Below are 25,163 nucleotides of genomic sequence, written 5' to 3' on the forward strand. Positions count from 1 at the left end.
GCCTCAGCGCTTGGTCGCGAGGAAGCGGCGGACGGCGTCCAGGGAGGCGAGCTCCAGATCCCAGGCCTCCTCCAGATCGACCGGCAGGGGCCCGAGCACCTCCTCGATCAGCGCCCTGGCGAGCCACGGGTTGCGCACGAAGGCGGGCCCCAGCAGGTTGGTCCAGACGACGCCGCCGTGGCGGGCGCCGTCGAACCCGGAGTGCACGTGCGTCGCGGTGTTGTCCAGTCCGAACAGCACCTTCCCGAACGGCGCAACGCCCTCGTCGAGCGTGACCGCGACGGTCTTGACGTACACGCCCGCGGCGACGGGGTGCGGGGTTCCCGGCGCGTACTCGACGAGGTAGTCGTCGCCGTACTCGTGACCGTCGGTGGGGCGCTCGGCGGCCGTGGCGGGGATGAGGCCCAGGCCGGCGAAGCCGGGGTGCGCGACCCGCGTCGTCGTCCGCGCGAAGAGGGCGACGGAGGTGCCGAACACGACGATGCGGCGGCTGCCGGACAGGAATCCGCGCAGGGCGTCGCCGTCCTCGGCGAGGGTGGCGAGCACATCGAGGTCGCCGGAGCCGAACACCGCGAGGTCGGCCGGCACCGGCTCGGAGACGTCCTCGATGCGGTTGATCACGACGTCGAGGCCGAGTTGCGAACCGAGCCGGTCGAGCGCCATCAGATTGCCGCGGTCGCCGTTGAGCCAGAGCAGGTCCGGGAACATCCAGTTCACGGTCAGGGTCTGCCGGCCCGCGTCACCCATTGCTCATCGCCTTCCGGATCTCCTCGTAATGGTGCAGCCAGGTGATCACATGGACGTCGTCGGTCGCCTCGGCGCGGATCAGTCCCGCGATCTCCTCCGGGTCGCCCGTCTCGCGGACCACGATCTTCTCGCGCGGCACGCCGGCGTAGCGCAGGATGTTGGCGGTGTCATGGGCGACGACGCGCCCGACGCAGAGGAACTTCTCGACGTTCGCGTCGGCGAGGCGGCCGAAGTCGACGTCGAATCCGTACGAGGTGTTCGCGTAGGTGGGGCCCCACGCGTTCTCGACCAGGTCCAGCGCGACGACGACCGTCTTCGGCTTCGGGTCGAGACGGACGTTCTCGATGGCGGAGGCCAGCGTGTCGGGGGTCTCCTGCTTGAACCGCGCGTAGTGCACGGTCTTGCCGCCCGTGCGCAGGTCTTCGAGGCGCCCCTGGATGTTGATGAACGAGTCGAAGGCGCGGGCGATCACGTCGTCCTGGATGCCGATCTGCTTCGCGAATGCGTACGCGAGCAGGTAGTCGTAGACGAAGTGCGCCGCCTTGTAGTGCATGGGGAACACCCGGCCGCCGATGGTGACGGTTCCGGCCTCCAGATCGAACGCGTCGGCCGTGTAGTCGGCATCCGCCTTCGACGAGAACCCGCACTTGGTGCACCGGAAGCGGCCGACGCTCGGCAGGTTGAAGTAGTCGAAGACGAGCTTGCCGCTGCACACCGGGCACGGCCGCGTGATCGCGAACCTCGAGGTGTCGGGCTCCAGGCTGTACGGGTTCCGCGCGACGCCGTAGCTGTGCACGCGCCGCCACTTCGCCCCGATCGACGAGACATCCGGGTCGTCGTTGTTGACGATCAACTCCATGTCGTCGGTGATGACGCCCGAGATCTTCTCGCGCACGTAGTTCGGGCTCTGGTTCACCTGCGGCACGTCCTTCTGGACGTTGGTCATCAGCAGGTACTGCGGGTGGATCACCGGGACGATCTTCGACAGCGCCTCTTCGGCGACCTCGAGCACCAGGAAGTCGGCCTGGGACCGATTGAAGATCGAGGCGTACCTCAGCAGGCTCGCGATGATGCCGGGCTGGTTGTTGGATTCGGTGTTGTACGCGACCCGCAGGCCCGATTCGCGCAGGATGTGCCCGACGAGCGCGGTCGTCGTGGACTTGCCGTTGGTTCCGGTGATGAACACGGTCTTGGCCGGCTTGCGGATGTACGCGAGCACGCTGGGCGAGATGCGGAATGCGAGCATGCCGGGGATGTGGTAACCGGATTTGCCGAACGCCCGCATGCCCGCGAGCACCGTCTTGCCGGCCAGGAACGCGATCGCGTCCCGAGCGCTCACGCCACGACTCCCTTGACCACGACGAACGGGGTCTGCTGGTGGCCCTGGCCGTAGGGGTTGTCGCGCACGAACTCGTGCAGCTCCTTCGCCTTCCGCACCGTCAGAAGCGACTTGGAGGCGGCGAGCAGGCTTCCGCCGAAGTCGTTCGTGTCGGTGATGACGAGGGGGACGCCGAGTTTGACGAGCACTTCGTCGCAGAGCTCTTGCGCGTTCTCGGGCAGCGGGATGCCCTGACGGTGGAACTCGTCGGAGGTGCCGTAGTCGTCGCCGAAGCCGTCGATGCCGACCACCTTCGGGCCGGTGACGACGTAGAACCATCCGCTCTTGTGGAAGACCTTCTTGCCGATCACGCTCGCGGCGGCGCCGGCCAGGATCCGGGGCACGCCGACGGTGTCGATCGCGTACTGCATCTTGAGCGGGACGCCGACCCCGGCGCCCTTCTTCGGGTCTGCGGCGACCTTCGTCGACAGCCAGTTCGCGAGCCGGCCGACCTTCATGTCCGCCGGGTCGATGACGTTGCCGCTCGCGATCGAGACGATCTTGGAGGCCGAGAACAGCACGTCGCCGCGCTCGAACACCGGCAGCACGTAGCGCTCGATCAGGCCGAGGTACGACTCGTTCGGGGTCACGAAGTGCGTCTTGACGGCGTGGCGCCGGTAGGTGGCGCCGTTGACGGCGATTTCGACCTGCTTGCCGTCGTTGGCGTAGAACTCCACCTATCCTCCTGATCACTCCGGGTGTGCACGGCAAGTCTATTGGCTGCTCTGCGAAGCGCTCGCGGCGCGCCCCCGCGGCCGACGAAAAAGCCCGCTTCCCTTGACGGATCAAGGGAAGCGGGCTGATGTGACCCCAGCGGGATTTGAACCCGCGTTACCGCCGTGAGAGGGCGACGTCCTAGGCCGCTAAACGATGGGGCCGTGGTGCTGCACCGTGCTCGGCGCAACAGGTTCGAGTTTACAAGACGTTCATGACTGTTCCAAATCGACGAGCAGCTGCAGCACCCCGGGCACCAGCTCCACCTCCACGGGCAGCGGCCCGATGCGTTCGCCGTCGCCGTAGGCGACCACATGCTCGGCCTCGATGCGCACCCGCCTGGCGTGCTCGAGGTGCACTTCGCGCTCCTCGGCGTGCTGGCCGCGGAACACCTTCGGGAACAGCGTGAGGAACCGCAGCCGCGGCATGCGGTCGACGACGAACAGGTCGAAGTATCCGTCGTCGACGCGTGCGTCGGGGGCGATCCGCATGCCGCCTCCGATCGACGAGTGGTTCGCGACCGCGACGAGCATGGCCCGCAGCTCGCGCGCCTCGCCGTCGACGACGAGACGGTAGCGCGGCGCGCGGAAGGTGAGCAGCTCGCGCAGCACCGCGAGCTTGTACTTGTGCTCGCTGTTGGGCCACGACATCAGGTTCGCCCGCTCGTTGACCGCGGCGTCGAATCCGGCGGAGACGGAGCCGAACACCCAGGTGGTGTGCACCCCGTGCCGCACCCGGCCCGCATCGGCGGCGTGCGGGCCGCGGCGCAGCGCCTCGACGACCGCCCGGGCCGCGTCGCGCGGGTCGTCGAGCGGCAGCCCGAGGCTGCGGGCCGCGTCGTTGCCGGTTCCCGCCGGCACGATGCCGAGCGCGACGCCCGTCTCGGCCACGATGTTCAACCCGAGGCTCACCATGCCGTCTCCCCCGACGACGACGAGGGCGTCCGCGGGGCACTCGCCGCGCGCGTCGACGGCGTGCTCGACCTCGCGCCGCAGCAGCTCGTAGTTGGGTTGGCGCAGCTCGATGACGGTGTGGCCCGCGGCGGCCAGCACGTCGGCGACGGCCTCCCCTGCACCGGCGTGCCGGCCGAATGCGGCGGCCGGGTTGACGGCGACGACGATGCGGCGCAGGGTCGTCTTCGGCTCCGTGGGCATGACTCCTGATTATGGGGCAGCCCGGCATAGCCTGGCGACATGCGCATCACGAAACTCGAACACGCCGCATTCGTCCTCGACAAGGACGGCGCGAAGCTCGTCGTCGACCCCGGCAACTACTCCCGCCCCGTTCCCGACCCATCCGATGTGGCGGGCGTCGTGATCACGCACGAGCACGCCGACCACTGGGATCCGCCGCACCTCGAGGCGATCGTCGCGGCGAACCCGGGGGTGGCGATCTTCGGCACACAGGGCGTCAAGGACGCCGCATCCGATTTCGACGTCACCGTCGTGAAGCCCGGCGACCACGCGACGGCGGGGCCGTTCGAGCTCGACTTCGTCGGCGGGCGCCACAACGAGATCCACCGCAGCATCCCGATCGTCGACAACGTGGGCGTGGTGATCGACGGCGGCGCCGTCTACTTCCCGGGCGACTCGTACGCGGTGCCCGAGGGAGTCGAGGTCGACGTGCTGGCCGCGCCGTCGAGCGCGCCGTGGCTGAAGATCGGCGAGGCGATGGACTTCGTGCTGGCGGTCAAGCCGCGCCGCGCCTTCCCGACGCACGAGATGATCAACTCGGAGCTCGGCAAGCAGATGGCGAAGGCGCGCATCGCGTGGGCCGCCGAGCAGAACGCCGGCAGCCTGCTCGACCTCGAGCCGGGCGACACGGTCGAGCTCTAGCCGCCTCAGCGCCCGAGCCGGAAGGCGGCGGGCCCGCGCTCCGCGGCGCCCGTCGCCAGGTCGGCGAGCAGGCGGCCGATGGCGGGGGTGAACTTGAAACCATGCCCGCTGAAGCCGGCGGCGACGACGAGCGGCCCGGTGCGGTCGACGACGAAGTCGTGGTCGGGAGTGGTCGTGTACATGCAGCTGATCGGCTCGAGCCGCGCCGGGTCGGCCCCCGGCAGCCACTCGCGCACGTAGCGCTGCAGCAGCCGCAGCTGCGCCGCCTCGGGGCGGAAGCTGCGGCGGTCCGGGTCGACGACGGGCCCCGCGCCGTGCCATCCGGCCTTCACGCCGAAGCCGGGCGTGTACATGCCGTAGATGTCGGCCGGCCACCACTCGTCGCCGGGCCCCGGCCGGTGGTTGAAGCCGGGCCAGGTGCGGGCGGCATCGGGGTCGGGAGTCCGCAGGGCGAAGTGCGCCGGCTGCTCCTGCGTCACCGTGAGCGGCGGCAGGGCGAGGCGCCCGCCGAGCAGCTTCTGCGTCCACGCCCCCGCGGCGACCACCACGACGGATGCCTCGAACCGCACGTCCTCGGTGACGACGGCCGCCCCCTCGCCGCGCGGCTCGATCGCCAGCACCGGGGTGTCGTGCCGCACCACGGCCCCGCGTGCCACCGCGGCGGATTGCAGCGCGGCCACCGCGGCGTCGGCGTCCAGCCGGCCCGCCTCGGGCTGATGGAGCACGTCGGTCTCGAAGCGCATGCCCGGCCAGCGCCGCGCGGCCTCGGCGGCGGGCAGGATCTCGCCGGGGATGCCGGCGGCGCGTGTCGCATCCAGCTCCGGGTAGGCGCTCGAGCCGTGCGTGACCATGCCGACCAGGTCGAGCAGGCGCACGGATGCCTCGTCCTCGAGCTCCCGCCACAACCGCAGCGCCTCGACCAGGAGGGCGACGTACGGCTGCCGCTCGTAGGCGACGTTGAAGTTGCGGCTCGGGCCATGCGAGGAGCCGGCGGTGTGGCCGGGCGAGAAGCGCTCGAGGAGCAGCACCTCCCGCCCGGCGCGCGCGAGGTGCCAGGCGGCGGCGGAGCCCATCGCCCCGCCGCCGACCACGACGACCTCGGCGCGCTGCCTCATGAGGCGGAGAACTGCAGCAGGCCGGGCGGCGTGTTCCACCGCTTGATGACGGGGATCGCGTGCTCGAAGCCGAGCACGCTGATGGTGGCCGTCGCGAGGGAGAAGATCTGGGCGTCCTCCGGGCGCAGGCCGAGCCAGGCGGCGCCGATCGCGCGCAGCACGTGGCCGTGGGCGAAGAAGATGACGTCCTGCCCGTTCCACATCACCTCGAGCGCGCGGGCGATGACCTTCTGCGCCCTCTTCTGCACGTCGGCGGCGTTCTCACCCGGGGTGTCGCCCGCGGGGACACCGTTGCGCCACAGGTTCCAGGCCGCGCCGCGCTGCTCGATGATCTGCTTCGTGGTCAGCCCCTCGTAGGCGCCGTAGTCGAACTCGGCGAGATCCTCGTCGATCTGCACCTGCGGCCCGTATCCGGCGAGCTCGGCGGTGCGCCGGGCGCGGATGCGCGGGCTGGAGAGCACGAGCCCGAAGGGGTGGTCGTTGAGCACCTCGGAGATGGCGGCGGCCTCGGCCTCCCCCGCCTCCGTGAGCGGAAGATCGGTCACGCTGGTGTGCTGCCCCGACAGGCTCCACTCGGTCTGGCCGTGCCGCACGAGCACGAGTTGCGCCTTGTTGGCGCCGCCGTGCTCGGAGATCGGCTCGCCGGGGCGGGTCGAGCGGACGGTGAGGCGTGCGACGGGGGTCATGCGTTCCTTTTCTCGAGGCTGCGCAGCAGCAGGTAGGCGTCCTCGACGCGGTAGTCGAGGAACGGGACGAAGTACGGGTCGTCGTCGAAGGCGGCGGTCAGCCCCTGCTCGTGCTGCTCGCGCAGCCAGTCGAGCTCGGCCCCGACCGTCTCCGCGAAGGTGCCGGCCGGCTGCCAGCCCAGCTCGCGGGCGGCGGAGAGGTCGAGCACGACCGGCGGCACGACGTTCCAGGGGTGGGCGCCGAACTGCGGGGCGGCGCCGTCGTCGGCGAGCTCGAACTCGAAGCGGTGGCCGACGTGGGCGGCGACGGCGCGCGCGATGTCGAGACCGGTCGGCGCATCCGGGTCGCCCGCGTTGAGGATGCGCGTGCCGGGCCGCGCCGCCGCGGCCTCGGCGAGCGTCGCGATGTTGGCCGCGGCGGTGGTGTGGTCGCCGCCGCGTCCTTCGCGGGCGAGCACGAGCTGCTCGCGCCCGTCGAGCGCCCGCTTGAGGAAGACCCACTCGCGGGGACGTGCGGCGCCCGGGCCGTGCACCTTGCCGGCGCGCAGCACGGTGACGGGCAGCCCCGAGTCGAGCAGCAGGTTCTCGGCGGCGACCTTGTTGGCCCCGTAGCCGTCGCGGCCGCGGGGGTCGCCGCGGCCGGGGGCGACGGTCGGGTCGGTTTCGCGGATCGGGACCGGGAACACCGGCGGAACCGGCGAGTTGGCGTGGCGGCCGAACTCGTCGACGTACACCGCCTTGGTGGAGAGCATGACCGCCGCGTCGGCTTCGGCGAGCACGGGCAGCACGAGGCGCGCGTCGTCTTCCGTGAAGCACAGGCAGTCGACCACGAGGTCGGCGCCGCCGCCGATCGCGCGGCGCAGGTCTGCGGCATCCGTGCGGTCCGAGGCGAGGAAGGACAAGCCGGCCCGCTCCGCGAGGTCGGCCGGGACGTGCGCGGCGTCGCGTCCCGTGACGTCGACCTGCCAGCCGCGGCTCAGCAGGTGCGCTGCGACGGCGCGGCCGATGACGCCGGTGCCGCCGAGGATGAGAGCGCGTGCCACTGAACCGATGCTACCGGCCGTGTGCCGGTACCTTGGCGGGGTGGAATTGCTCGAGAATCCGTTGGACGGCACCCGCATCAGCTATCGCGTGTTCGGCGACGGGGCGACGGATGCTCCCGCCGTCGTGCTCGTGCACGGAACGGCCCTCAGCCAGGCGATCTGGCGGGGCTTCGGCTGGGTGCGCGAGCTGCAGCAGCAGTACCGGGTCATCACCCTCGACCTGCGCGGGCACGGCCGCAGCGACAAGCCCTACGACGAGGACGCCTACGACCAGGCGCTGTTCGTCGCCGACGTGCTCACCGTGCTCGACACGCTCGAGGTGCGCAGCGCGCACTACATCGGCTACTCGCTGGGCGGCCGGGTCGGCTTCGAGCTCGCGGCGTCGCATCCGGGCCGGCTCGCGAGTCTGGTTACCCTCGGCGGGTCGCCGCGCACCGGGCAGGGCGTGTTCGACCGCACCTTCTTCCCCGGCTGCATCGACACGATCGTGGCCAGGGGCATGCAGGCGTTCGTCGACCGGTGGGCCGAGCACCTCGGGCATCCGCTCGACAACTCGACGCAGGCGGCGCTACTCGCCAACGACGGGAAGGCGCTCGCCGCGTACATGCGCAAGACGGAGGAGGACCCGGGGGTGCCCGTGCACGCCCTGTCGACGCTCACGCTGCCGCTGCTGATGATCGCCGGCACCGAGGACCACTCCCGGGTGCGCGCGGCGGCCCGGGTGCAGTCGCTGCTGCCCAGGATGCCCGTGCGGCTGCTGGACGGCGCGACGCACGGGCGCACCCCGCGGCACCCCGACGCGCTGCCGGCGGTGCGGCAGTGGCTCGCCGATCAGGGCTAGACGTACTGGCTGATCAGTGACCAGTCGGCCGGCGACAGCCGGTCGGTCGCGGTGTTGCGCTGGTGCCAGTACGGGTAGCGCAGCTCGGGCAGGCTGACCTTGTCGAGCGCGGCGCGCTCGTCGGCGGTGAGCTCGAGGTTCGCCGCGGCGAGGTTGTCGGCGAGCTGCTCCTCGGTGCGTCCCGCGATGATCAGCGAGGTGATCTGCGGGCGACCGAGGGTCCAGGCGAGCGCGACCTGCGCCGCAGAGACGCCGTGCCCGTCGCCGATCTCGACCAGCAGGTCGATGGTGTCGTAGAGCTTCTCCTCGTCGTACACGGGCGGCTCCGTCCAGCCGAGGAAGCGGCGCGAGCCTTCCGGCGCGTCCTGCCCGCGGCGGTACTTGCCCGACAGCAGGCCGCCGGCGAGCGGGCTCCAGACGAGGATGCCGAGGCCCTGGTCGATGGAGACGGGGATGATCTCGTTCTCGATGTCGCGGGCCTGCAGCGAGTAGTACACCTGCGTCGACACCGGCTTCGCGAAGCCGTGCTTCTCGGTCGCGGCGACGGCCTTCATCGTCTGCCAGCCGGTGTAGTTGGAGATGCCGGTGTAGCGCACCTTGCCGGACTGCACGAGGTGGTCGAGGGCGGCCCAGGTCTCCTCGAGCGGGGTGCGGCCGTCCCATTCGTGCAGCTGGTACAGGTCGATGTGGTCGGTCTTGAGGCGGCGCAGGCTGTCCTCCGCGCCGCGGATGATGTGGTGGCGGGAGGCGCCGGCGTCGTTCGGCCCCTCGCCCATGGTCATGCGCACCTTGGTCGCGATGAGCCAGTCGTCCCGGTCGCCGGCGAGGGCCTCGCCGATGATCGACTCCGACAGGCCCGCCGAGTACACGTCGGCGGTGTCGAGGATGTTGACGCCCGCGTCCTTGGCGAGGTCGAGCTGGCGGCGGGCGCCCGCCACGTCGATGTTCCCGACGGGCGTCGCCCAGCCGGTGCCGCCGAACCCCATCGTGCCGAGGGTGAGCGTCGAGATGCGCAGTCCAGATGATCCCAGCTGACGGTATTCCATGCTCTCGAGCCTAGAGCCGAATCGATTCGACCTGCCAGTGACGCATCCTCTTTAGGCTGGGGGCATGCCGCTTCAGGGAGAGTACGCACCGAGCAAGGAACAGTGGGCACGCACGCAGGCCGAGAGGTACGAGGCGTCGAACGGCACCGAGGCGAACGAACTGCGCGGCCGCCCGATCATCGTGCTGACGCACCTGGGGGCGAAGTCCGGGAAGCTCTACAAGACGCCGTTGATGCGGGTCGAGCACGAGGGCCGGTACGCCGTCGTCGCGTCGAAGGGCGGCGCGCCGAAGCATCCGACCTGGTACTGGAACCTCGTGGCGAACCCCCACGTCGAATTGCAGGACGGCGCCGTGAAGAAGGAGTACCTGGCCCGCGAGCTGGAGGACGGCCCCGAGCGCGACGCGTGGTGGCAGCGCGCCGTCGCCACCTGGCCCGACTACGCCGACTACCAGGCCAAGACCGACCGTCTGATCCCCGTCTTCGTGCTCACGCCGCTCGAGCCCGGAACTATCGAGCCCTGACCGCCTGCTCGTAGGCCGCCACCAGCTGGTCGGCGGCCCCCTCGGGCGCGCCGGGGAGGAAGCCGAGCATGTGCCCGAGCGGGATGGCGAGGAACATCCGGCCCTCGTTCGTGCTCGGGTCGAGCCCGAACGACTCGGTGCCGGGCAGCTGCGCGAGCGCGCCCTGCAGCAGTTGCGCGCCGACGGGGTCGGCGAGCCACTCGCCGATCGACGAGAACCGGGTGAGCAGGCGGGCGGGACCGCTCGCGTCGACGTGGACGGCGCCGGTGAGACGGATGTCGCGGCTGGAGGCCCCGACCTCGAGGGTGAACTCCCCCGCATCCACGACCCAGCCGCGGCGCGCGGTCGACCAGTAGGCGAAGGCACGGGAGCCGAGCTCGATCGTCACCCGCTCGGAGGCGCCCGGCTCGAGGAACACCTTGCGGAACCCGACCAGCTCGTGGGCGGGCCGGTCCACGCCGCTGTGCGCATCCGAGCGGTACACCTGGGCCACCTCCGCCCCGGCGACGTCGCCGGTGTTCGCGATCGTGAACGAGACGGATGCCCCGTCGCCGCGCCCCTCGACGACGAGGTCGGAGTACGCGAACCGCGTGTAGCTGAGCCCGTGCCCGAACGGGTACGACACCGGCACCCCGAGGGTGTCGTAGTACCGGTAGCCGACGTAGACGCGCTCCCCGTAGACGACCTCGCCCTCGGCGCCGGGGAAGTTCAGGTGCGCGGGGGTGTCGGCGAGCTTCACCGGGATCGTCTCGGTGAGCTTGCCGCTCGGGTTGGCGCGGCCGAGCAGCAGCTCGGCGATGGCCGTTCCACCGGCCTGGCCGAGCAGCCAGCCCTCCAGGATCGCGCGCACCCGCCCCTCCCACGAGGCGGTCTCGACCACGCCGCCGTTGCTCAGCACCACGACGACGCGCCGGGTGGCCCGCGCGACGGCCTCGATGAGCGCCCGCTGGTTCGCCGGCAGCTCGATCGCGGTGCGATCGAAGCCCTCCGACTCGGCCGTGTCGGGCAGGCCGAGGAACAGCACGACGTGGTCGGCGCCGGCGGCGAGGGCGTGCGCCTGCGCGAGCAGCCGCTCGTCCTCCTCCTGGTCGCCGTCGAGGGTGAACCCCGGCGCGAAGCCGACCCGGTCGCCGAGGATGTCGGTCAGCGCGTCAAGCGGCGTGTCCAGGCGAGTGGGCACCACCTGCGAGCTTCCCGCGCCCTGGTAGCGCGGGGTGCGGGCGAACTCCCCGATCACGGCGATGCGGCTCGAGCCGCGCTCGGGCAGCGGCAGGGCGGCGTTCTCGTTCTTGAGCAGCACGGCCGACTCGCGGGCGGCGGATGCGGCGAGACCGTGGTGCTCGCCTGGATCCGGGGCCGCGGGGCCGTGCTGCGAGGCATCCGTGCGCTCGGCGAGCTCGAGCAGGCGGCCGACCGCCCGGTCGAGCACCGCCTCGTCGAGCCGGCCCTCCCGCACCGCCCGCACCACCTCGTCGCCGCCGCCCGGCAGCGGCATCTTGAGGTCGAGCCCGGCCCGGAGCGAGGCGACCCGGTCGGTGACCGCGCCCCAGTCGCTGACCACGACGCCGTCGAAGCCCCACTCCTCGCGCAGCACCGTCGTGAGCAGCCACGGATGCTGCGCCGCGTACTCTCCGTTGACCCGGTTGTACGCGGCCATCACGGTCGTCGGCCGGGCCTCCTTCACGACCCGCTCGAACCCGGCCAGGTAGATCTCGCGCAGGGTGCGCTCGTCGACCTGTGCGGAGACGTGCATGCGGTCGGTCTCCTGGTTGTTGACGGCGAAGTGCTTCACGGAGGTGCCTGCGCCGACCGACTGCACGCCCTGCACCAGGGCCGCGCCGAAGGCGCCGGAGACCAGCGGGTCCTCGCTGACGTACTCGAAGTTCCTGCCGCCGAGCGGCGAGCGCTTGATATTGATGCCGGGCCCGAGCACCACGTCGACGCCGAGGGCGAGCGCCTCCCGGCCGATCGCGGCGCCGACGGCGTGCTGCAGCTCGGGGTTCCAGCTCGAGCCGAGGCCGACCGCGGGCGGGAAGCAGGTGGCGGGCGCGGCGCCGCCGATGCCGATGTCGGAGACCACGCGCAGCCCGTGCGGACCGTCGGCGGTGACGATGCGGCGCACGCCCGCATCGGGGAAGGCGGCGGTGCCCCAGAAGTCGGCGCCCGCGGTGAGCGCGGCCTTCTGCTCGAGGGTCAGCCGGGAGATCACGTCATCGTGCGAAGGCGCCATGCTCGGAAGCCTACGTGCGATCCGCCCGCCCGGACGCCCAGTCAAGCATCCACGGGTACAGCTCCTCGATCTGCGGGGCGCGCACGGTCGGCGCGGCCCCCTCCGGAACCGGCATGCGGTCGATCAGCGCGGTCGCCGCACCGAGTTGCGCCGCCGGCGCGAGATCGTTGACCCAGATGTCGCCGACCGACAGCAGCCGGTCGGGCGCGTCGGCGAGGCCGTGCTCGGCGAGCAGCCGCTCGAGGATCGCGGGCAGGCCGGCCGGCTTGTTCGCGCTCGTGACCACCTCGTCGAAGCTGCGGGTGAGCCCGAGCTTGTCGATCTGCTCGATGAGGCCGTTGGCCGGAGAGTTGCTGACCAGCACCCGGTGCGCGCCGGGCGGGAAGGCGGCCAGGAAGGAGGCGAAGCCCTCGGGGGCCCGGGTCGAGATCAGCCCGTCGGCGAGGTCGGCGCGGCTTGCGGTGTAGGCGGCGTCGATCTGCGCCTGCTGCAGGCCGATCAGGGTCGCCAGGCGCGCAGCCGCCGCGTAGCCGTCGATGGCGCCGTCGATCACGTGCAGGCCGAGGAACACCGGGTCGGCGTCGGTGAGCCCCTCCAGGGCGCGGTCGAGGCGCCCGTCGCACTGCAGGAACCGCGAGACGACCCGGGTGATCAGGCCCGTGGCGCTGCCGGCCTCCTCGTCGAGATGCCGGGCGTAGGCGACCACCGGCTCGTCGCCGAGGCTCACGGTGCCGTCGAAGTCGAACACCAGCACGCACGCAGAGGTCACGCTTCGACCCTATCGGGCGGTCAGCGGCGACCGGCGTCGGGGCCCCACTTGGCCAGCACGGCCGCCTCGACGATGGTTGCGATCGTGTACAGCACGATGGAGACGACCGTGATGAACACGACGATCGTCCACAGCTGCGGGTAGTCCGACTGCGACTTCGCGGTGACGATGCCCGCGCCGAGGCCCTGGAAGGTGAACAGCCACTCGTAGAGCATCGCGCCCGTGATCGCCCCCGGCACGGCGATGCGCATGGAGGCGAAGAAGTGCGGCAGCGCGGTCGGGATCGCCACCTTGCGCATGACCGTCCAGCTGCTGCCCCCGTAGACGCGCACGAGGTCTACCGCCTGGGCTCCGACCGAGCGGAAGCCGAGCGCGAGGTTCACCAGCAGCGGGAAGAACACCACGACGCCGCCGATGAACGCCGCCGTGACCGCCCCGTTGCCGAACACCAGGTAGATCACCGGCGCCATCGCCAGCAGCGGCACGGTGCGCAGCAGCATGGCGATGGGCATGAACATGAACTCGATCGGGCGGGCGAGGGCGAACACGATGGCGACGACGACGGATGCGCCGACCCCGAACACGAACCCGAGCGCGGCGTGGCCGAGCGTCACCCAGAGCAGCCCGAACAGGTGCGCCCGGTTGTCCGCCGCGGTCTGGTCGGGCGTCATCGGGTTGTCGACGAACAGGTAGTCCCACACGTCCAGCGGCGTCTTGCCGACGTAGCTGTTCACGTGCATGAGCGTCAGGGCGAGCTGCCAGAGCAGGCCGAAGATGACGAGGGATGCCGCGATCGTCAGCACCGTGACGCCGATGCGGCGCAGCGCGTACGCCATCAGCGCGCCTCCCCGCTCGACCACGGGCTGACGAGCCGCCCGATCGCCCCGATCGCCCAGTAGGCGAACCCGGCGACGCCGGCGCAGGTGAACGCGAGCGCCCACAGCCGCACCGACGCGTTGTCGGACTGCGCGGCCAGCAGCTGGATGCCGAGGCCCGAGTCGACGTTGAGCAGGTAGTACTCCCCCAGCACCGAGCCGAGGAACGCGGCCGGGGCGGCGATCTTCAGGGCGGCGAAGATGCTCGGCAGGGCTGCGACCAGGCGCACCTTGATCAGCTCGGTGAGGGCGCCGCCGCCGTAGGCGCGCACGAGGTCGAGCTGGCTGCGGCTCGCCGCGCGCAGCCCGAGCAGCGCACCCACCACGGAGGTGAAGACGACGCTGATGGCGGCGAGGAAGATCGAGGTGGCGTGGCTGCCGACCTGCGTCATGATGGCGACGATCGGGCCGATGGCGGTGAGCGGCACGCACGAGCACACCACCGCCAGCTGGGTGGCGAGGCCGTCGAGCCACGGCACCAGCAGCACCAGGAACGCCAGTGCGAAGGCGATCACGTTGCCCCACAGATAGCCCCAGCCCGCGGCGGCGGCCGTGTTGCCGATCGCGCTCCAGAACACGGGATCGGCGAGGTCGCGCACCAGGGCGACCGCGACCGAGGAGGGGTAGGGCACGGCCTGGCTGCGGGCGAAGAAGATCGCCGAGATGGCCCACCAGACGAGCACGATCAGCACGATGCCGACGATGGCGCCGGCCCACGGGGGTGCAGAGCGCATCGATCCCAGCATCCGTGCCCGCCCGCGGCCACGCGCCGTCTCGGCGTCGAGCGCGATGCTCTCGCCGAGCTCGTGGTCGAGCTCAGTCGACATTCGCGGCCCCGTGCGCCCCGAACAGGATCTCGGAGAGCCGGTCGTGGTACGCGTGGAACTCGGGCGTGCGCATGATCTCCGGCGTGCGCGGGCGGGGCAGGTCGATCTCGACGATCTCGACGATGTGGCCCGGGCGCGCGCCCATCACGGCGACCACGTCGGAGAGGAAGATCGCCTCGGCGATGCCGTGCGTGACCATCAGCGTGGTGGCCGGGCGCTCCCCGACGATGCGCTGCAGCTCGACGTTCATCCGCTGCCTGGTCATGTCGTCGAGCGCGCCGAACGGCTCGTCGAGCAGCATGATGCTCGGCTGCACGGCCAGGCATCGGGCGATCGAGACCCGCTGCCGCATGCCGCCGGACAGCTGCGCGGGCTTGGCGTTCTCGAAGCCTTTCAGCCCCACGAGCCCGATCAGCTCGTCGATCAGTCCCGGCGCGGGCGTGATGCCGGCCACCTCGAGCGGAAGCCGGATGTTCTTGGCGACCGTGCGCCACGGCAGCAGCGCCGAATCCTGGAAGGCGATGCCGATCTCGTGGCTGCGCTGGATGTCGGCGGCCGACTTGCCGTTGATCGTCACCCGCCCGGCGGTCGGCGACTCGAGTCCGGCGAGGATGCGCAGGATCGTCGACTTGCCGCAGCCCGACGGCCCGAGCAGGGCCAGGAAGCTGTCCTTCTTGGTGCCGAGGTCGATGCGGCCGAGCGCCTCCACCGACCGGCGGCCCATCGAGAACGTCTTCGTCAGCCCCTGGATGTTGATGCCGGTCGCGAGCTCGGGCGATCCGGCGGGGTCGGTCGTGGCGGCCTGCGCTACGCCTGCGGACGGTGTTGCCATGCTCTAAAGGGTACGGGCGCGGCTCATGCCGACGGCACGGGCAGCGAGACGATGAGGTCCGGGTTCTCCTTGTAGACCTCGTCGATGATGCTCGTGTCGAACAGCTTGTCGGCCGTCGTCGTCACGCCCATCGCGGCCAGGGACTTGATGTTCTCGTCGATCAGGTCCTGGGTCAGGGTGAACAGGCCGTTCTTGTTGGTGTCCGCGGTGACGATCAGGCCGTTCTGGGCGGTCGCCTCGCTGGTCTGCTCGGTCTGGTCGAGCTTCTGGTCCTTGCCGTACTTGGTCACGGCGTAGGTGGCCGATTGCGCCGGGTCCTTGACCGCGTCGGTCCAGCCCTTGATCTCGGCGACGAGGAACGCCTTGAGCAGGTCGCGCTTGTTGTCGATCGTGTCCTGCGTGACGATGTACGTCTCGGCGACGAAGGGCAGCCCGTTGTCGGCGAAGCCGAGCGTGACCGGGGTGTAGCCGTCCTGGGTGGCGAGGATCGGCTCGTTGGTCAGGTACGAGAAGTGCGCGTCGTACTTGCCGGACTCGAGCGGCGTGATGCTGTACTGCGTCGCAACCGTCTTCACGTCGTCGGTGGAGAGGCCGTTCGCCTTGAGGAAGCCCTCCCAGATCACCTGGTTGGCGCCGGACTGCACGCCCACGGTCTTGCCCTTGAGGTCGTCCACCGTCGAGATCGGCGTCTTCTCCTTGAGCGAGAGCAGGCAGAACGGGTTCTTCTGATAGGTCGTGGCGATCGTCTTGAGCGGGGCGCCCTTCGCGATCGCGGGCGCGGTCGCCGACGGCGACGACAGCCCCACGAGCGCCTGACCGGAGACGACGACGTCCTCCGCCGTGGTGCTGCCGCTGTTGGCGATCAGGGTGACGCCGCTGAACCCGGCGTCTTTGTAGTAGCCCTTCTCGGTGGCGAAGTACTCGCCGGCGAACTCGATGTTCTTGATCCAGGAGAGCTGCAGGGCGATCGTGCCGTAGTCCTTCTTCCCGCCGCTCGAGCTGCCGCTCGAGGGGGATGACGAGGAGCATGCGGCCAGGAAGGACGAGCCGGCGAGGGCGAGCGCCCCGGCGCCGCCGAGGCGCAGGAAGCCGCGGCGGTCGAGCTGTGAGCGGGTGAAGGCGGACGAGGTCATGGCGCGAACCTAGCCGCGCCCCGTTACGGAGCGGTTTCGGCGCTGTTGCCGCTGTCGCACAGTGCCAGCAGCTCGTCGAACGACCGGATCTCGAGACCGGGCTCGGGCTGGTGCCGGCCGTGCTCCCAGCCGTGCCGGTTCAGCCACACCCCGCGCACTCCGGCCGCCTGGGCGCCCGCCACGTCGTACTCCAGGCTGTCCCCGACGTGCCACGCCCGCCCGGGCGCGACCCCCAGCGCGTCGAGCGCAGTGCGGAAGATCCGCGGCTCCGGCTTGGCGACTCCCGCCTCGGCCGAGATGACGACCGCATCGAACGCGTCGGCGAGACCGGTCGCCTCCAGCTTGGCGCGCTGCACCACGGACGGGCCGTTGGTGACGAGCGCGAGACGGATGCCCCGTCCGGCGGCCCGCTCGATCAGCCCGGCCACGTCGTCGTAGGCGCGGAAGGCGGCGAGCTCGGCCGCCCACTGCGCCTCGGCCAGTTCCCCGGCCGCCGGCTCGTCGAGCCCGTACACCTCGAGCGCCCGGCGCCACAGGGCGCCGTACAGCTCGCCGGTGCCGACGCCGCCGAGCAGCCAGCCGGTCGCGTGCAACTCGTACACCTCGGCCTCGAAGGCGAGGGTCGCCGCGGTGATCTCGGCGGCGTCGAGTCCGTGCGCCTCGGCGATCCGCGCCGCGCCGGCGGCCACCCCGGCCTCGAGCGCCTCGACCCAGTCGATCAGCGTGCCGTCGAGGTCGAGCAGCAGCGCGTCGGGCTCGTCCATGCGGCGATGCTAGCCGCCGTCAGCGGCGCAGCAGTGTCGCCCGGGCGGCGGCGACGACCGCATCCGTCACCTCCGCCAGCAGCGACGAGCCGATCGCCCAGCGCTGCCAGTACAGCGCGACCCGCACGGAGCGGGCGCCGCCGAGCCGCACGAGCTCGCCGCGCTCGAGCTCGGCGGCGCACTGCTGGTCGGGCAGCAGGCCCCAGCCGAGGCCGCCGACGACGGCCCGGGCGAAGTCGGTCGAGGTGGGCACGAAGTGCCGCGGCGCCCGCGTCTCGCGCCCGGTCACCTCGCGGTAGAGACGCAGCTGCAGCATGTCCTTGCGGTCGAAGTCGACGACGGGGGCATTGGCGATGCGGCTGACGTGGGCGACGCCGCCGAGGTGCGCCTCCACATAGGCGGGGCTGCACACGGCGCGGTAGCGCATGACGCCGAGCGACGTGCTGACGGCGCCCTGCACCGGTTCTTTCACACTCGTGACCGCGGCCACCACCTCGCCGCGGCGCAGCTGCTCGGCGGTGTGCTCCTGGTCGTCGCGGCGCAGGTCGAAGAGCACGTCGGAGCGCGGGCCGAGGCCGATCAGGGCCGGCAGGAACCAGGTGGCGAGCGAGTCGGCGTTGACCGCGATCGGGATGGACACGGCCTCGCCGTCGCGACCCGACGAGGCGAGCCGGCGCTCCAGCTCGGCGCCGAGCAGCGCGACCTCGCGCGCGTGGCGCAGCACGTGCCGGCCGGCCTCCGTCGGCTCGACCGGGGTGACCCGCTGCACGAGAACTTGGCCTGCGGCCTGCTCGAGCGCCTTGATCCGCTGCGAGACGGCCGACGCCGTGACATGGAGCCGTGCGGCGGCCGCGTCGAAGGTGCCCTCGTCGATCACGGCGACCAGGGTGCGCAGCTGCTCCGGGGTGAAGTCGACCATAAGACGAGCTTATGCATGTTCAGATCCTTTAGCTGTACTGATGCGGTCCCGATGCCTAGCGTTGAGGCCGTGACACTCTCCCAGACCTTGTTCCCCGCACTGCTCGGACTCGGCACGGGACTGTCGCTCATCGTCGCGATCGGCGCCCAGAACGCCTACCTGCTGCGCCTCGGCATCGTCGCGACCGCGCGCGTCATCGTGCCCGTCCTGCTGCTCTGCGCCCTCTCCGACGCCGTGCTCATCACCGCGGGAACGCTCGGCATCGGCGCGCTCGTACACGCCGCGCCCACCGCGCTCACCGTGGTGCGGGTGGTCGGCGCGGCCTTCCTCTTCGCCTACGGGCTCATGGCGGCGCGCCGCGCGTGGCGGCCGAAGGGCGAGGCGCTGCAGGTGGCGTCGCAGCCCGGCGGCGGCATCCGTCTGTCGTCGTCGCTCGCGACGGTCGCCGCGCTCACCTGGCTCAACCCGCACGTGTACCTCGACACCGTCGTGTTCCTCGGCTCGGTGGCCAACCAGCAGGGCCACGACGAGCGCTGGTGGTGGGTCGCGGGCGCGATCGCCGCCTCGTTCGCGTGGTTCTTCGCGTTGGGCTTCGGGGCACGGATGCTGCGGCCGATCTTCTCCCGCCCGCAGGCGTGGCGCGTCCTCGACGCCTCGATCGCCGTGCTCATGGTCGGGCTCGGGCTGAAGCTGGTGTCCGCGGCTTAGGCGAGGAACTGTGCGGCGCGCACGCCCCACGCGCGCAGCTCGGCGAGGCTCCTGCCGAGCTCGAGACGCGCATCGGGGAAGGCCTCGAGCAGCGCCTCCGAGGTGGCGACCGGGTGGCCCGGGTCGTCGCTCCACGGCAGCAGCAGCACGGGCACGTCGAGGCCGCGCAGCTCGTCGATCGGCGGCAGGTCGGTCTGCGCCGCGCCGCGCAGCACCGTGGGAGCGAGCGCCTCGTCGATCTCGGGATCCGCGGTCACCTGCTCCATTCCCTCGAACGGCTCGGGGACGGGCGCCTCTGCGGCCGCCTCGCGCAGCGCCTCGTAACCGCCCCGCTCGATGAGAGCCGCGAGGCTCAGGTAGACCGCGCTCTGGGTCGCCCGGGTCTGCCAGGCGGTCGGCGCGCTAGTGAGCACCAGGCGGCGGAAGCGGCCGGGATCGGCCAGCGCCGCGTAGATCAGGGTGGCGGTGCCCATCGACGAGCCCATGCCGTCGACCTGCTCACCGGGGGCGACGCGGTCGAGCAGGGCCAGCAGGTCCTGCGCGAGCTCGGGCCAGGTGTAGGCCTCCTCGTCGGCCGTGCCCTGCGAGCGGCCGTGACCGCGCGCGTCGTACCGGATCAGCCGGTGACCTGCGGCGGAGACGGGGCTCCAGTCGAACATGCCGGCGCGCTCCTGACCCCAGCCGCTCGAGGTGAGCCCGTGCGCCCACACCACGGTCGGGCCTGATCCGTCCTCGGTCCAGCTGAGGCGCGCGCCGCGCACCTCCGTCTCGTGCCGCTCGCGATCCGTCATGCCCCGAGCCTACGTGTGCGGCCCCTCCCCGGCGCCCGCCGCGTTGCGCTACTCGGATCCGCAGTGCGCGACCCGGATCCGAGGCGCGCGCGGCGGACGCGAGTAGCGCACAGCCGGGAGCGCACCCGCGTCTGCGCCGCGGAGCGAAATGCGGCGAACGCATATGCGCCGGGCCCTAGGCTGTGCCCGTCATGACACAAGAGCGCGCCGTGGGCACCCGAGACGAGATCGTGCGTGCCGCCGCGGCCGAATTCGACGAGCACGGTTACGCAGGAGCGTCGCTGTCGGGCATCGCGTCGCGGCTGGGCAAGACCAAGGGCGCGATGAGCTACCACTTCTCCTCCAAGGGGGCGCTGGCCCGCGAGGTCGTCGAGAGCCAGTACGCGCAATGGGAGGACGTGCTCACCCGCATCCGCGGCGACGGCAATCGCGGCCTGGATGCGATGGTGCTGCTCTCCTTCGCCGTGGCGAAACGGTTCCGTGACGACGTGCTGGTGCGCGCGGGCATCCGCTTGCAGCACGACGCGGGACTGCACGGGGTCGACCTGCCGACCCCGTTCGTCAGCTGGATCTCCATGACCCGCGCCCTGCTGGCCGAGGCCGTCGCGATGAAGCAGGTGACTCCGCCGCTGAATGCCGAGCAGTCCGCCGAGGTGCTCGTCGAGGCGTTCACCGGCGTGCAGCAGGTCGCGCACCGCCTCACCTCCGCGCGCGACATCGACGATCGGGTGCGCCGATACTGGCTGCTGTTCCTGCCGGGGCTGGGCGTCGACGATCCGGCCGGTGTCGTCGAACGGCTTGCGGCGGCCGCCGCCGCGTACTGACCCCCCGCAACCTGGGCACATTTGGCTCCAGGGGTTGGCATCAATCAAGACAACCGTCTAGGTTCGTAGACGGATGGCCGCCGCCGTCTGGGGCCGATTGGGGGTGCCCCAGCCGGAGGCGGCTTCGTCGTACCCGCGGCGCGGGGGCGGGCTGAGGGCCGACGCGCCCCCGCTCAGGTGCCCCGAGCTCTGGGGATGATGGCCGCCGAAGCCGCCTGCCTATGCTCGACGGGCATCGCGCCCCTGGCGCCCCGCGCCGGGCGATGCGCCTTCCTGCGCCGCGGTCGCGGCCCTCCTCCCTTTGCGCCTTGTGAGTACCCCCATGCCCAGACTCCTCCCTGCCCTCGCCGTGGCGGCGGCCGTCGCCGTGTTCGCCGGTGGCCTCGCCGCAGGCCCCCAGTCGGCCGGCGCCGCCCAGGCGGCGACCACGGGCCGCTCCCCCGCGGCCGGCACGCAGTTCTACGTGAAGGCGCCGATGGCCGCCGCCGAGAAGCAGCTGGCGCAGCTGCAGGCCGTGGGTCAGGCATCCGATGCGTCGGGCCTCGCCGCGATGCTCGCGACGCCGCAGGCCGTGTGGCTGACCGGCGGCACTGAGTCGCAGGTCTACAACACGGTGCGCACCACCGTCGCCGCGGCCCAGGCCGCGGGCAGCGTGCCGGTGTTCGTCGCCTACAACATCCCGGGGCGCGACTGCGGTCACTATTCCGCCGGCGGCGCCACCGACGGCACCGCGTACGCCGGGTGGATCGGCGCGCTGTCGAGCGGCCTCGGCAGCGCCCACGCGATCGTGCTGCTCGAGCCCGACAGCCTCGGAAATCTGCCCTCCTCGTGCGGCACGAGCTACACCGGCCCGAGCGACTCGGCCCGCCTGTACATGCTCAAGGCGGCGGTCGCGCGGCTCGAGAAGCAGCCGGGCGCAGCCGTCTATCTCGACGGCACCAACAGCAACTGGCTCAAGGTCGGCATCGCCGCGCAGCGCCTCGCGCAGGCGGGCGTCGCCGCGGCCCAGGGCCTCTTCCTCAACGTCTCCAACTACCTGCCGACCGCGCAGCAGGCGGCCTACGGCCGCTGGGTCTCCGACTGCCTCGCCTACGGTTCCCTGCCGGCGCACGCCGGCGCGTACGCCGACTGCCCGAGCCAGTACTACCCGGCGAACATGGCCGATCCGTCGACCTGGCCGACCGTCGACGCGTGGTACGCCGCCCGCCTCGGCACGACGACGCCGACGGCGCACGTCGTGATCGACACCTCGCGCAACGGCGGCGCGGCCGAGGACTGGGACGCGTACGCCTCCGCCCCCTACGACCAGTCGGCCGCGGTCACGACGACGCTGCGCTCCGGCGCATGGTGCAACGCGCCCCACGCGGGCCTCGGCGCGACCCCGCAGGCGCAGCCCGGCCCCGCGCTCGTCGACGCGTACCTGTGGGTCAAGACGCCCGGCAGCTCCGACGGGCGGTGTGACGCGGCCGGCGGGGTGCGCGCGTGGGACTACACCGCCTACTCGGCCTCCGGCTGGCCGACGACGGATGCCGCCCGCAGCACCTTCGACCCGCTCTGGGGCGTGCAGGACCCCGGCGCCGGCACCTGGTTCCCGCAGGCTGCGTTGGGCCTCGTGCGCAACCGCGCCGTCAGCTGATCACGGAGCGGTCGTCGCCGGGCTGCCGCTCATGACCGTCGGGGTCGGAGTCGGCGTCGACGGCTCCGGGGTCGACGACTCGGTCGGGGTGCCGGCGGTGGGCGAATCCGTGGCGACGAACGGCTCCTTGTTGTTGCCGCTGCCGGTGGAGCAGCCGGCGAGCGCCGCGAGGGCGCAGACCGCCAATGCCGATGTGATGGTGTTCCTCAGGGTGCTCATAACGCTGACATCGGTACCCGCACCGCCGCGCGACACGCGCCTAGGGCGGAACGCCGCGTTCACCCAGGCAACAGAAAAGGCCCGATTTCTCGGGCCTTTGCTATCGAACCTCGGTTCGTTACTGTCTCAACACAGTGCTGGGGTACCTGGACTCGAACCAAGAACAACTGAACCAGAATCAGCCGTGTTGCCAATTACACCATACCCCAGGGCGGTGGACCCGAAGACCGGGCCGAGAGACCACGATACCCGATGCGGACGCGCTGCCTGAAATCGGCACGGGGCCGCCGGGCGTGTTGTCAGTCGTCGAGCAGATCGCGGTGGATCGTACGCGCGACGACCGCGCCCTCCCCCGCCGCGACGGCGATCTGCATCGGCTCGCGCGAGATCACGTCGCCGGCCGCGTACACCCCCCGCGCGGAGGTGCGGAACCCGGCGTCGACGATCAGGCGATCGGATGCGTCGCGCGAGGCATCCGTGCCCGCAAGGAAGCCCACCTGCGGCACCCACGTCGGCACCACGAAGCCGGCCTCGCGCGCGACGACCCGCCCCGACGCGAGGCGCACGCCGGTCATGGTGGCCCGCTCGCCCTCGATCGCCACGACGGGTTCGCGCTCGACCGTGATGCCGCGCGCGGCGAGCCGCGCCTCCTCGTCGGCCGAGACGACCTCGGCGCCGTTCGTGAACACCACGAGATCCGGCGACCAGTGCGCGATCTCGCGCGCCCTCTCGGCCAGGTCGTCGCTCGAGCCGATCAGCGCGACCGACTTCCCGGTCTTCTCGAACGCGTCGCACTCGATGCACGAGTGCAGCGCCGTGCCGTAGTAGGCGCGCAGGTCGGCGACGGCGGGCAGCTGCTCCGACAGGCCGGTGGCCACCAGCACGGCGCGCGGGCGCACGGTGCGGTCGGCGGCGCCGCGCAGGCCCTCGATGGACACCTCGAGACGGGCGCCGACCGAGGTGACTCGCCCGGTCAGGTGCTCGGCGCCGTCGTAGGCGAGGAACTGCTCGCGGCCGAGCCTGCGCAGCTCGAGCGGCGGGATGCCGTCGAGCCCCAGCGTGCCGTGCGAGTGCAGGGTCGGAGCGTGCCGGGGCCGATTGGTGTCGACCATCAGCACGCGGCGCCGGGCGCGCACCAGGTTGAGCCCGGCGGTGAGACCGGCCGGGCCCGCGCCGATCACGACGACGTCAGGCTGCGAGTCGGTCATGCAGCTTCCGCAGGCGGGCGAGGGTCTCGTCGCGGCCGAGGATCTCGAGCGACTCGAACAGCGGCGGCGAGACGCGGCGGCCCGAGACGGCGACGCGCAGCGGGCCGAAGGCGACGCGCGGCTTGAGGCCGAGGCCGTCGATCAGCGCGGCGCGCAGGACCACCTCGATCTCCTCGTGGGTCCAGCTCGTCAGCTGCTCGAGGGCGACGATCGAGGCGGCGAGCGCCTCGATGGCGCCGGCGGGCAGCGCCGCGAGGGCGTCGTCCTCGTATTCGAGCGCGCCCCACTCGACGAACAGGAAGCCCAGCATGCCCGGCGTCTCGCCGAGCAGCTGCACGCGCTCCTGCACGAGCGGTGCGGCCTGGGCGAGCACCCCGAGTTCGGCCTCGGTCGGCGGGTCGGAGAGCACGCCCGCGGCCTGCAGGTACGGCACGGTGCGCTGCGCGAAGTCCTCGACCGAGAGCATGCGGATGTGGTCGCCGTTGATCGCCTCGGCCTTCTTCAGGTCGAAGCGGGCCGGGTTGGGATTCACGTCGACGATGTCGAACTTCTCCACCATCTCCTCGAGCGAGAACACGTCGCAGTCGGCCGAGAAGCCCCAGCCGAGCAGCGCGAGGTAGTTGTCCAGGCCCTCGGGGATGAATCCGCGGTCGCGGTGGTGGAACAGGTTCGACTCGGGGTTGCGCTTGGACAGCTTCTTGTTGCCCTCGCCGAGCACCGTCGGCAGGTGCCCGAATTGCGGGATGAACGTCGTGACACCGACGTCGATGAGCGCGCGGTAGAGGGCGATCTGGCGGCCGGTCGACGGCAGCAGGTCCTCCCCGCGCAGCACGTGGGTGACCTGCATCAGGGCGTCGTCGACGGGGTTCACGAGCGGGTACAGCGGATGCCCGTTGGGCCGCACCAGCACGTAGTCGGGGAACGACCCGGCCGGGAGGGTGATCTCGCCGCGCACCAGGTCGGTGAAGGTGAAGTCGACGTCGTCGGGCACGCGCAGGCGGATGGCCGGCTGCCGCCCCTCGGCGCGGAACGCGGCCTTCTGCTCATCGGTGAGGTCGCGGTCGTAGTTGTCGTAGCCCTGTGCGCGCGGCCTGCCGTTGGCGTCGTTGCGGGCGTCGATCTCTTCCGCCGTCGAGAACGACTCGTAGGCGTGACCCGACTCCAGCAGCTTCGCGACGACGTCGCGGTAGATGTCGTAGCGCTGCGACTGCCGGTAGGGCTCGTGCGGGCCGCCGACGTTCACGCCCTCGTCCCAATCGATGCCGAGCCAGCCGAGCCCGTCGAGGATCTGCTGGAAGCTCTCCTCCGAGTCGCGGGCGGCGTCGGTGTCTTCGATGCGGAAGATCAGCTTGCCGCCGGTGTGCCGGGCGTAGGCCCAGTTGAACAGCGCGGTGCGGATGAGGCCCACGTGCGGGGTGCCGGTCGGTGAGGGGCAGAACCGCACGCGCACCTCGGCGCCGGTCGCGGTCGAGAAGGGGTACGGGGCCGTGTCAGACATAC

The 25,163-nt window shown here is 71.6% G+C and carries 26 protein-coding genes and 2 tRNA genes; 6 read left to right on the plus strand and 22 right to left on the minus strand.

Annotation, left to right across the window (positions count from 1 at the left end; translation table 11 throughout):
- Positions 1 to 3: 3 nt before the first annotated feature.
- The 5 genes from H563_RS0102985 to H563_RS0103005 form a co-directional block, all read right to left on the minus strand.
- Complete coding sequence (locus tag H563_RS0102985; protein WP_022881131.1) at positions 4 to 747, minus strand: hypothetical protein; 744 nt, start codon at positions 745 to 747, stop codon at positions 4 to 6.
- On the minus strand, positions 740 to 2,086 hold the full coding sequence (locus H563_RS0102990) for a MurT ligase domain-containing protein (RefSeq protein WP_022881132.1): 1,347 nt from the start codon (positions 2,084 to 2,086) through the stop codon (positions 740 to 742). The genes H563_RS0102985 and H563_RS0102990 overlap by 8 nt, the downstream gene beginning before the upstream one ends.
- On the minus strand, positions 2,083 to 2,802 hold the full coding sequence (locus H563_RS18065) for a F420-0--gamma-glutamyl ligase (protein WP_022881133.1): 720 nt from the start codon (positions 2,800 to 2,802) through the stop codon (positions 2,083 to 2,085). Before H563_RS18065 ends, H563_RS0102990 begins: the two co-directional genes overlap by 4 nt.
- 128 nt (positions 2,803 to 2,930) lie before the next feature.
- A tRNA-Glu gene (locus H563_RS0103000) sits at positions 2,931 to 3,003 on the minus strand.
- 48 nt (positions 3,004 to 3,051) lie between these two features.
- Positions 3,052 to 3,993: a diacylglycerol/lipid kinase family protein gene (locus H563_RS0103005; RefSeq protein ID WP_022881134.1), complete on the minus strand. Its 942-nt coding sequence runs from the start codon at positions 3,991 to 3,993 to the stop codon at positions 3,052 to 3,054.
- Between the two features lie 39 nt (positions 3,994 to 4,032).
- On the opposite strand from H563_RS0103005, the gene H563_RS0103010 reads away from it, so the two are divergent.
- Positions 4,033 to 4,674 (plus strand): MBL fold metallo-hydrolase, encoded by a 642-nt coding sequence (locus H563_RS0103010; protein ID WP_022881135.1) that lies wholly within the window; start codon positions 4,033 to 4,035, stop codon positions 4,672 to 4,674.
- 5 nt (positions 4,675 to 4,679) lie between these two features.
- On the opposite strand, the gene H563_RS0103015 is transcribed toward H563_RS0103010, so the two are convergent.
- Genes H563_RS0103015 through H563_RS0103025 form a run of 3 tightly spaced genes read right to left on the minus strand, consistent with a single transcriptional unit; the run spans position 4,680 to position 7,518 of the window.
- Positions 4,680 to 5,789, minus strand: a complete 1,110-nt coding sequence (locus H563_RS0103015; protein WP_022881136.1) for an FAD-dependent oxidoreductase — start codon at positions 5,787 to 5,789, stop codon at positions 4,680 to 4,682.
- Positions 5,786 to 6,475, minus strand: coding sequence for a histidine phosphatase family protein (locus H563_RS0103020; protein ID WP_022881137.1), 690 nt, complete (start codon positions 6,473 to 6,475; stop codon positions 5,786 to 5,788). Before H563_RS0103020 ends, H563_RS0103015 begins: the two co-directional genes overlap by 4 nt.
- On the minus strand, positions 6,472 to 7,518 hold the full coding sequence (locus tag H563_RS0103025; protein WP_027479037.1) for an NAD-dependent epimerase/dehydratase family protein: 1,047 nt from the start codon (positions 7,516 to 7,518) through the stop codon (positions 6,472 to 6,474). Before H563_RS0103025 ends, H563_RS0103020 begins: the two co-directional genes overlap by 4 nt.
- 40 nt (positions 7,519 to 7,558) lie before the next feature.
- On the opposite strand from H563_RS0103025, the gene H563_RS0103030 reads away from it, so the two are divergent.
- The gene (locus H563_RS0103030; protein ID WP_022881139.1) at positions 7,559 to 8,359 is read left to right on the plus strand and encodes an alpha/beta fold hydrolase; all 801 of its coding nucleotides are present in this window, start codon (positions 7,559 to 7,561) and stop codon (positions 8,357 to 8,359) included.
- Here the strand turns inward: H563_RS0103030 and H563_RS0103035 are convergent.
- Complete coding sequence (locus H563_RS0103035) at positions 8,356 to 9,405, minus strand: aldo/keto reductase (RefSeq protein WP_022881140.1); 1,050 nt, start codon at positions 9,403 to 9,405, stop codon at positions 8,356 to 8,358. The two genes, H563_RS0103030 and H563_RS0103035, sit on opposite strands and share 4 nt — an antisense overlap.
- 64 nt (positions 9,406 to 9,469) lie before the next feature.
- On the opposite strand from H563_RS0103035, the gene H563_RS0103040 reads away from it, so the two are divergent.
- Positions 9,470 to 9,928: a nitroreductase family deazaflavin-dependent oxidoreductase gene (locus H563_RS0103040; protein WP_022881141.1), complete on the plus strand. Its 459-nt coding sequence runs from the start codon at positions 9,470 to 9,472 to the stop codon at positions 9,926 to 9,928.
- Here H563_RS0103040 and H563_RS0103045 read toward each other — a convergent pair.
- From H563_RS0103045 to H563_RS0103080, 8 genes are read right to left on the minus strand one after another with little or no spacing between them, the layout of a single operon-like run.
- A complete protein-coding gene (locus tag H563_RS0103045; protein WP_022881142.1) occupies positions 9,915 to 12,158 on the minus strand; it encodes a glycoside hydrolase family 3 C-terminal domain-containing protein in 2,244 nt (747 codons plus the stop codon). The two genes, H563_RS0103040 and H563_RS0103045, sit on opposite strands and share 14 nt — an antisense overlap.
- Before the next feature lie 10 nt (positions 12,159 to 12,168).
- Entirely contained in the window at positions 12,169 to 12,927 is a 759-nt protein-coding gene (locus tag H563_RS14680; protein ID WP_155864966.1) for an HAD family hydrolase, read from the minus strand.
- A 20-nt stretch (positions 12,928 to 12,947) separates the two neighbouring features.
- Positions 12,948 to 13,763, minus strand: a complete 816-nt coding sequence (locus H563_RS14685; protein ID WP_155864969.1) for an ABC transporter permease — start codon at positions 13,761 to 13,763, stop codon at positions 12,948 to 12,950.
- Entirely contained in the window at positions 13,763 to 14,629 is an 867-nt protein-coding gene (locus H563_RS0103060; RefSeq protein WP_022881145.1) for an ABC transporter permease, read from the minus strand. The genes H563_RS14685 and H563_RS0103060 overlap by 1 nt, the downstream gene beginning before the upstream one ends.
- Positions 14,619 to 15,461 carry an ABC transporter ATP-binding protein gene (locus H563_RS0103065; protein WP_022881146.1) on the minus strand — a complete coding sequence of 281 codons (843 nt, stop codon included), beginning with the start codon at positions 15,459 to 15,461 and terminating at the stop codon, positions 14,619 to 14,621. The genes H563_RS0103060 and H563_RS0103065 overlap by 11 nt, the downstream gene beginning before the upstream one ends.
- A gap of 23 nt (positions 15,462 to 15,484) precedes the next feature.
- Positions 15,485 to 16,594 carry an ABC transporter substrate-binding protein gene (locus H563_RS0103070; RefSeq protein WP_022881147.1) on the minus strand — a complete coding sequence of 370 codons (1,110 nt, stop codon included), beginning with the start codon at positions 16,592 to 16,594 and terminating at the stop codon, positions 15,485 to 15,487.
- 23 nt (positions 16,595 to 16,617) lie between these two features.
- A complete protein-coding gene (locus H563_RS17200) occupies positions 16,618 to 17,358 on the minus strand; it encodes an HAD family hydrolase (RefSeq protein ID WP_022881148.1) in 741 nt (246 codons plus the stop codon).
- A gap of 19 nt (positions 17,359 to 17,377) precedes the next feature.
- Positions 17,378 to 18,277 (minus strand): LysR family transcriptional regulator ArgP, encoded by a 900-nt coding sequence (locus tag H563_RS0103080; protein WP_022881149.1) that lies wholly within the window; start codon positions 18,275 to 18,277, stop codon positions 17,378 to 17,380.
- Between the two features lie 51 nt (positions 18,278 to 18,328).
- On the opposite strand from H563_RS0103080, the gene H563_RS0103085 reads away from it, so the two are divergent.
- On the plus strand, positions 18,329 to 18,985 hold the full coding sequence (locus H563_RS0103085; RefSeq protein ID WP_081416097.1) for a LysE/ArgO family amino acid transporter: 657 nt from the start codon (positions 18,329 to 18,331) through the stop codon (positions 18,983 to 18,985).
- Here the strand turns inward: H563_RS0103085 and H563_RS0103090 are convergent.
- A complete protein-coding gene (locus H563_RS0103090; RefSeq protein WP_027479040.1) occupies positions 18,982 to 19,776 on the minus strand; it encodes an alpha/beta fold hydrolase in 795 nt (264 codons plus the stop codon). The two genes, H563_RS0103085 and H563_RS0103090, sit on opposite strands and share 4 nt — an antisense overlap.
- A gap of 191 nt (positions 19,777 to 19,967) precedes the next feature.
- Between H563_RS0103090 and H563_RS14695 the strand changes: the two genes are divergently transcribed.
- Entirely contained in the window at positions 19,968 to 20,600 is a 633-nt protein-coding gene (locus H563_RS14695; RefSeq protein WP_022881151.1) for a ScbR family autoregulator-binding transcription factor, read from the plus strand.
- Between the two features lie 322 nt (positions 20,601 to 20,922).
- Entirely contained in the window at positions 20,923 to 22,236 is a 1,314-nt protein-coding gene (locus H563_RS14700; RefSeq protein WP_081416098.1) for a glycoside hydrolase family 6 protein, read from the plus strand.
- Here H563_RS14700 and H563_RS0103105 read toward each other — a convergent pair whose 3' ends face one another.
- The 4 genes from H563_RS0103105 to gltX all read right to left on the minus strand — a co-directional run bounded on the left by H563_RS0103105 (position 22,237) and on the right by gltX (position 25,161).
- Complete coding sequence (locus H563_RS0103105; protein ID WP_022881153.1) at positions 22,237 to 22,455, minus strand: hypothetical protein; 219 nt, start codon at positions 22,453 to 22,455, stop codon at positions 22,237 to 22,239.
- 137 nt (positions 22,456 to 22,592) lie between these two features.
- A tRNA-Gln gene (locus H563_RS0103110) sits at positions 22,593 to 22,664 on the minus strand.
- Positions 22,665 to 22,754: 90 nt separating this feature from the next.
- Positions 22,755 to 23,663, minus strand: a complete 909-nt coding sequence (locus H563_RS0103115) for an NAD(P)/FAD-dependent oxidoreductase (RefSeq protein ID WP_022881154.1) — start codon at positions 23,661 to 23,663, stop codon at positions 22,755 to 22,757.
- Entirely contained in the window at positions 23,644 to 25,161 is a 1,518-nt protein-coding gene (gltX, locus tag H563_RS0103120) for a glutamate--tRNA ligase (protein ID WP_022881155.1), read from the minus strand. The genes H563_RS0103115 and gltX overlap by 20 nt, the downstream gene beginning before the upstream one ends.
- Positions 25,162 to 25,163: the final 2 nt, after the last annotated feature.

The sequence above is a fragment of the Gryllotalpicola ginsengisoli DSM 22003 genome (assembly GCF_000419445.1).
Lineage (GTDB): Bacteria > Actinomycetota > Actinomycetes > Actinomycetales > Microbacteriaceae > Gryllotalpicola > Gryllotalpicola ginsengisoli.

Coding starts and splice junctions, on each gene's coding strand:
- H563_RS0102985 (WP_022881131.1), bottom strand. CDS start 747: ATGGGTGACGCGGGCCGGCAGACCCTGACCGTGAACTGGATGTTCCCG.
- H563_RS0103005 (WP_022881134.1), bottom strand. CDS start 3,993: ATGCCCACGGAGCCGAAGACGACCCTGCGCCGCATCGTCGTCGCCGTC.
- H563_RS0103010 (WP_022881135.1), top strand. CDS start 4,033: ATGCGCATCACGAAACTCGAACACGCCGCATTCGTCCTCGACAAGGAC.
- H563_RS0103015 (WP_022881136.1), bottom strand. CDS start 5,789: ATGAGGCAGCGCGCCGAGGTCGTCGTGGTCGGCGGCGGGGCGATGGGC.
- H563_RS0103020 (WP_022881137.1), bottom strand. CDS start 6,475: ATGACCCCCGTCGCACGCCTCACCGTCCGCTCGACCCGCCCCGGCGAG.
- H563_RS0103035 (WP_022881140.1), bottom strand. CDS start 9,405: ATGGAATACCGTCAGCTGGGATCATCTGGACTGCGCATCTCGACGCTC.
- H563_RS0103040 (WP_022881141.1), top strand. CDS start 9,470: ATGCCGCTTCAGGGAGAGTACGCACCGAGCAAGGAACAGTGGGCACGC.
- H563_RS0103045 (WP_022881142.1), bottom strand. CDS start 12,158: ATGGCGCCTTCGCACGATGACGTGATCTCCCGGCTGACCCTCGAGCAG.
- H563_RS14685 (WP_155864969.1), bottom strand. CDS start 13,763: ATGGCGTACGCGCTGCGCCGCATCGGCGTCACGGTGCTGACGATCGCG.
- H563_RS0103060 (WP_022881145.1), bottom strand. CDS start 14,629: ATGTCGACTGAGCTCGACCACGAGCTCGGCGAGAGCATCGCGCTCGAC.
- H563_RS0103065 (WP_022881146.1), bottom strand. CDS start 15,461: ATGGCAACACCGTCCGCAGGCGTAGCGCAGGCCGCCACGACCGACCCC.
- H563_RS0103070 (WP_022881147.1), bottom strand. CDS start 16,594: ATGACCTCGTCCGCCTTCACCCGCTCACAGCTCGACCGCCGCGGCTTC.
- H563_RS17200 (WP_022881148.1), bottom strand. CDS start 17,358: ATGGACGAGCCCGACGCGCTGCTGCTCGACCTCGACGGCACGCTGATC.
- H563_RS0103080 (WP_022881149.1), bottom strand. CDS start 18,277: ATGGTCGACTTCACCCCGGAGCAGCTGCGCACCCTGGTCGCCGTGATC.
- H563_RS0103085 (WP_081416097.1), top strand. CDS start 18,329: ATGCCTAGCGTTGAGGCCGTGACACTCTCCCAGACCTTGTTCCCCGCA.
- H563_RS0103090 (WP_027479040.1), bottom strand. CDS start 19,776: ATGACGGATCGCGAGCGGCACGAGACGGAGGTGCGCGGCGCGCGCCTC.
- H563_RS14695 (WP_022881151.1), top strand. CDS start 19,968: ATGACACAAGAGCGCGCCGTGGGCACCCGAGACGAGATCGTGCGTGCC.
- H563_RS14700 (WP_081416098.1), top strand. CDS start 20,923: ATGCCCAGACTCCTCCCTGCCCTCGCCGTGGCGGCGGCCGTCGCCGTG.
- H563_RS0103105 (WP_022881153.1), bottom strand. CDS start 22,455: ATGAGCACCCTGAGGAACACCATCACATCGGCATTGGCGGTCTGCGCC.
- H563_RS0103115 (WP_022881154.1), bottom strand. CDS start 23,663: ATGACCGACTCGCAGCCTGACGTCGTCGTGATCGGCGCGGGCCCGGCC.
- gltX (WP_022881155.1), bottom strand. CDS start 25,161: ATGTCTGACACGGCCCCGTACCCCTTCTCGACCGCGACCGGCGCCGAG.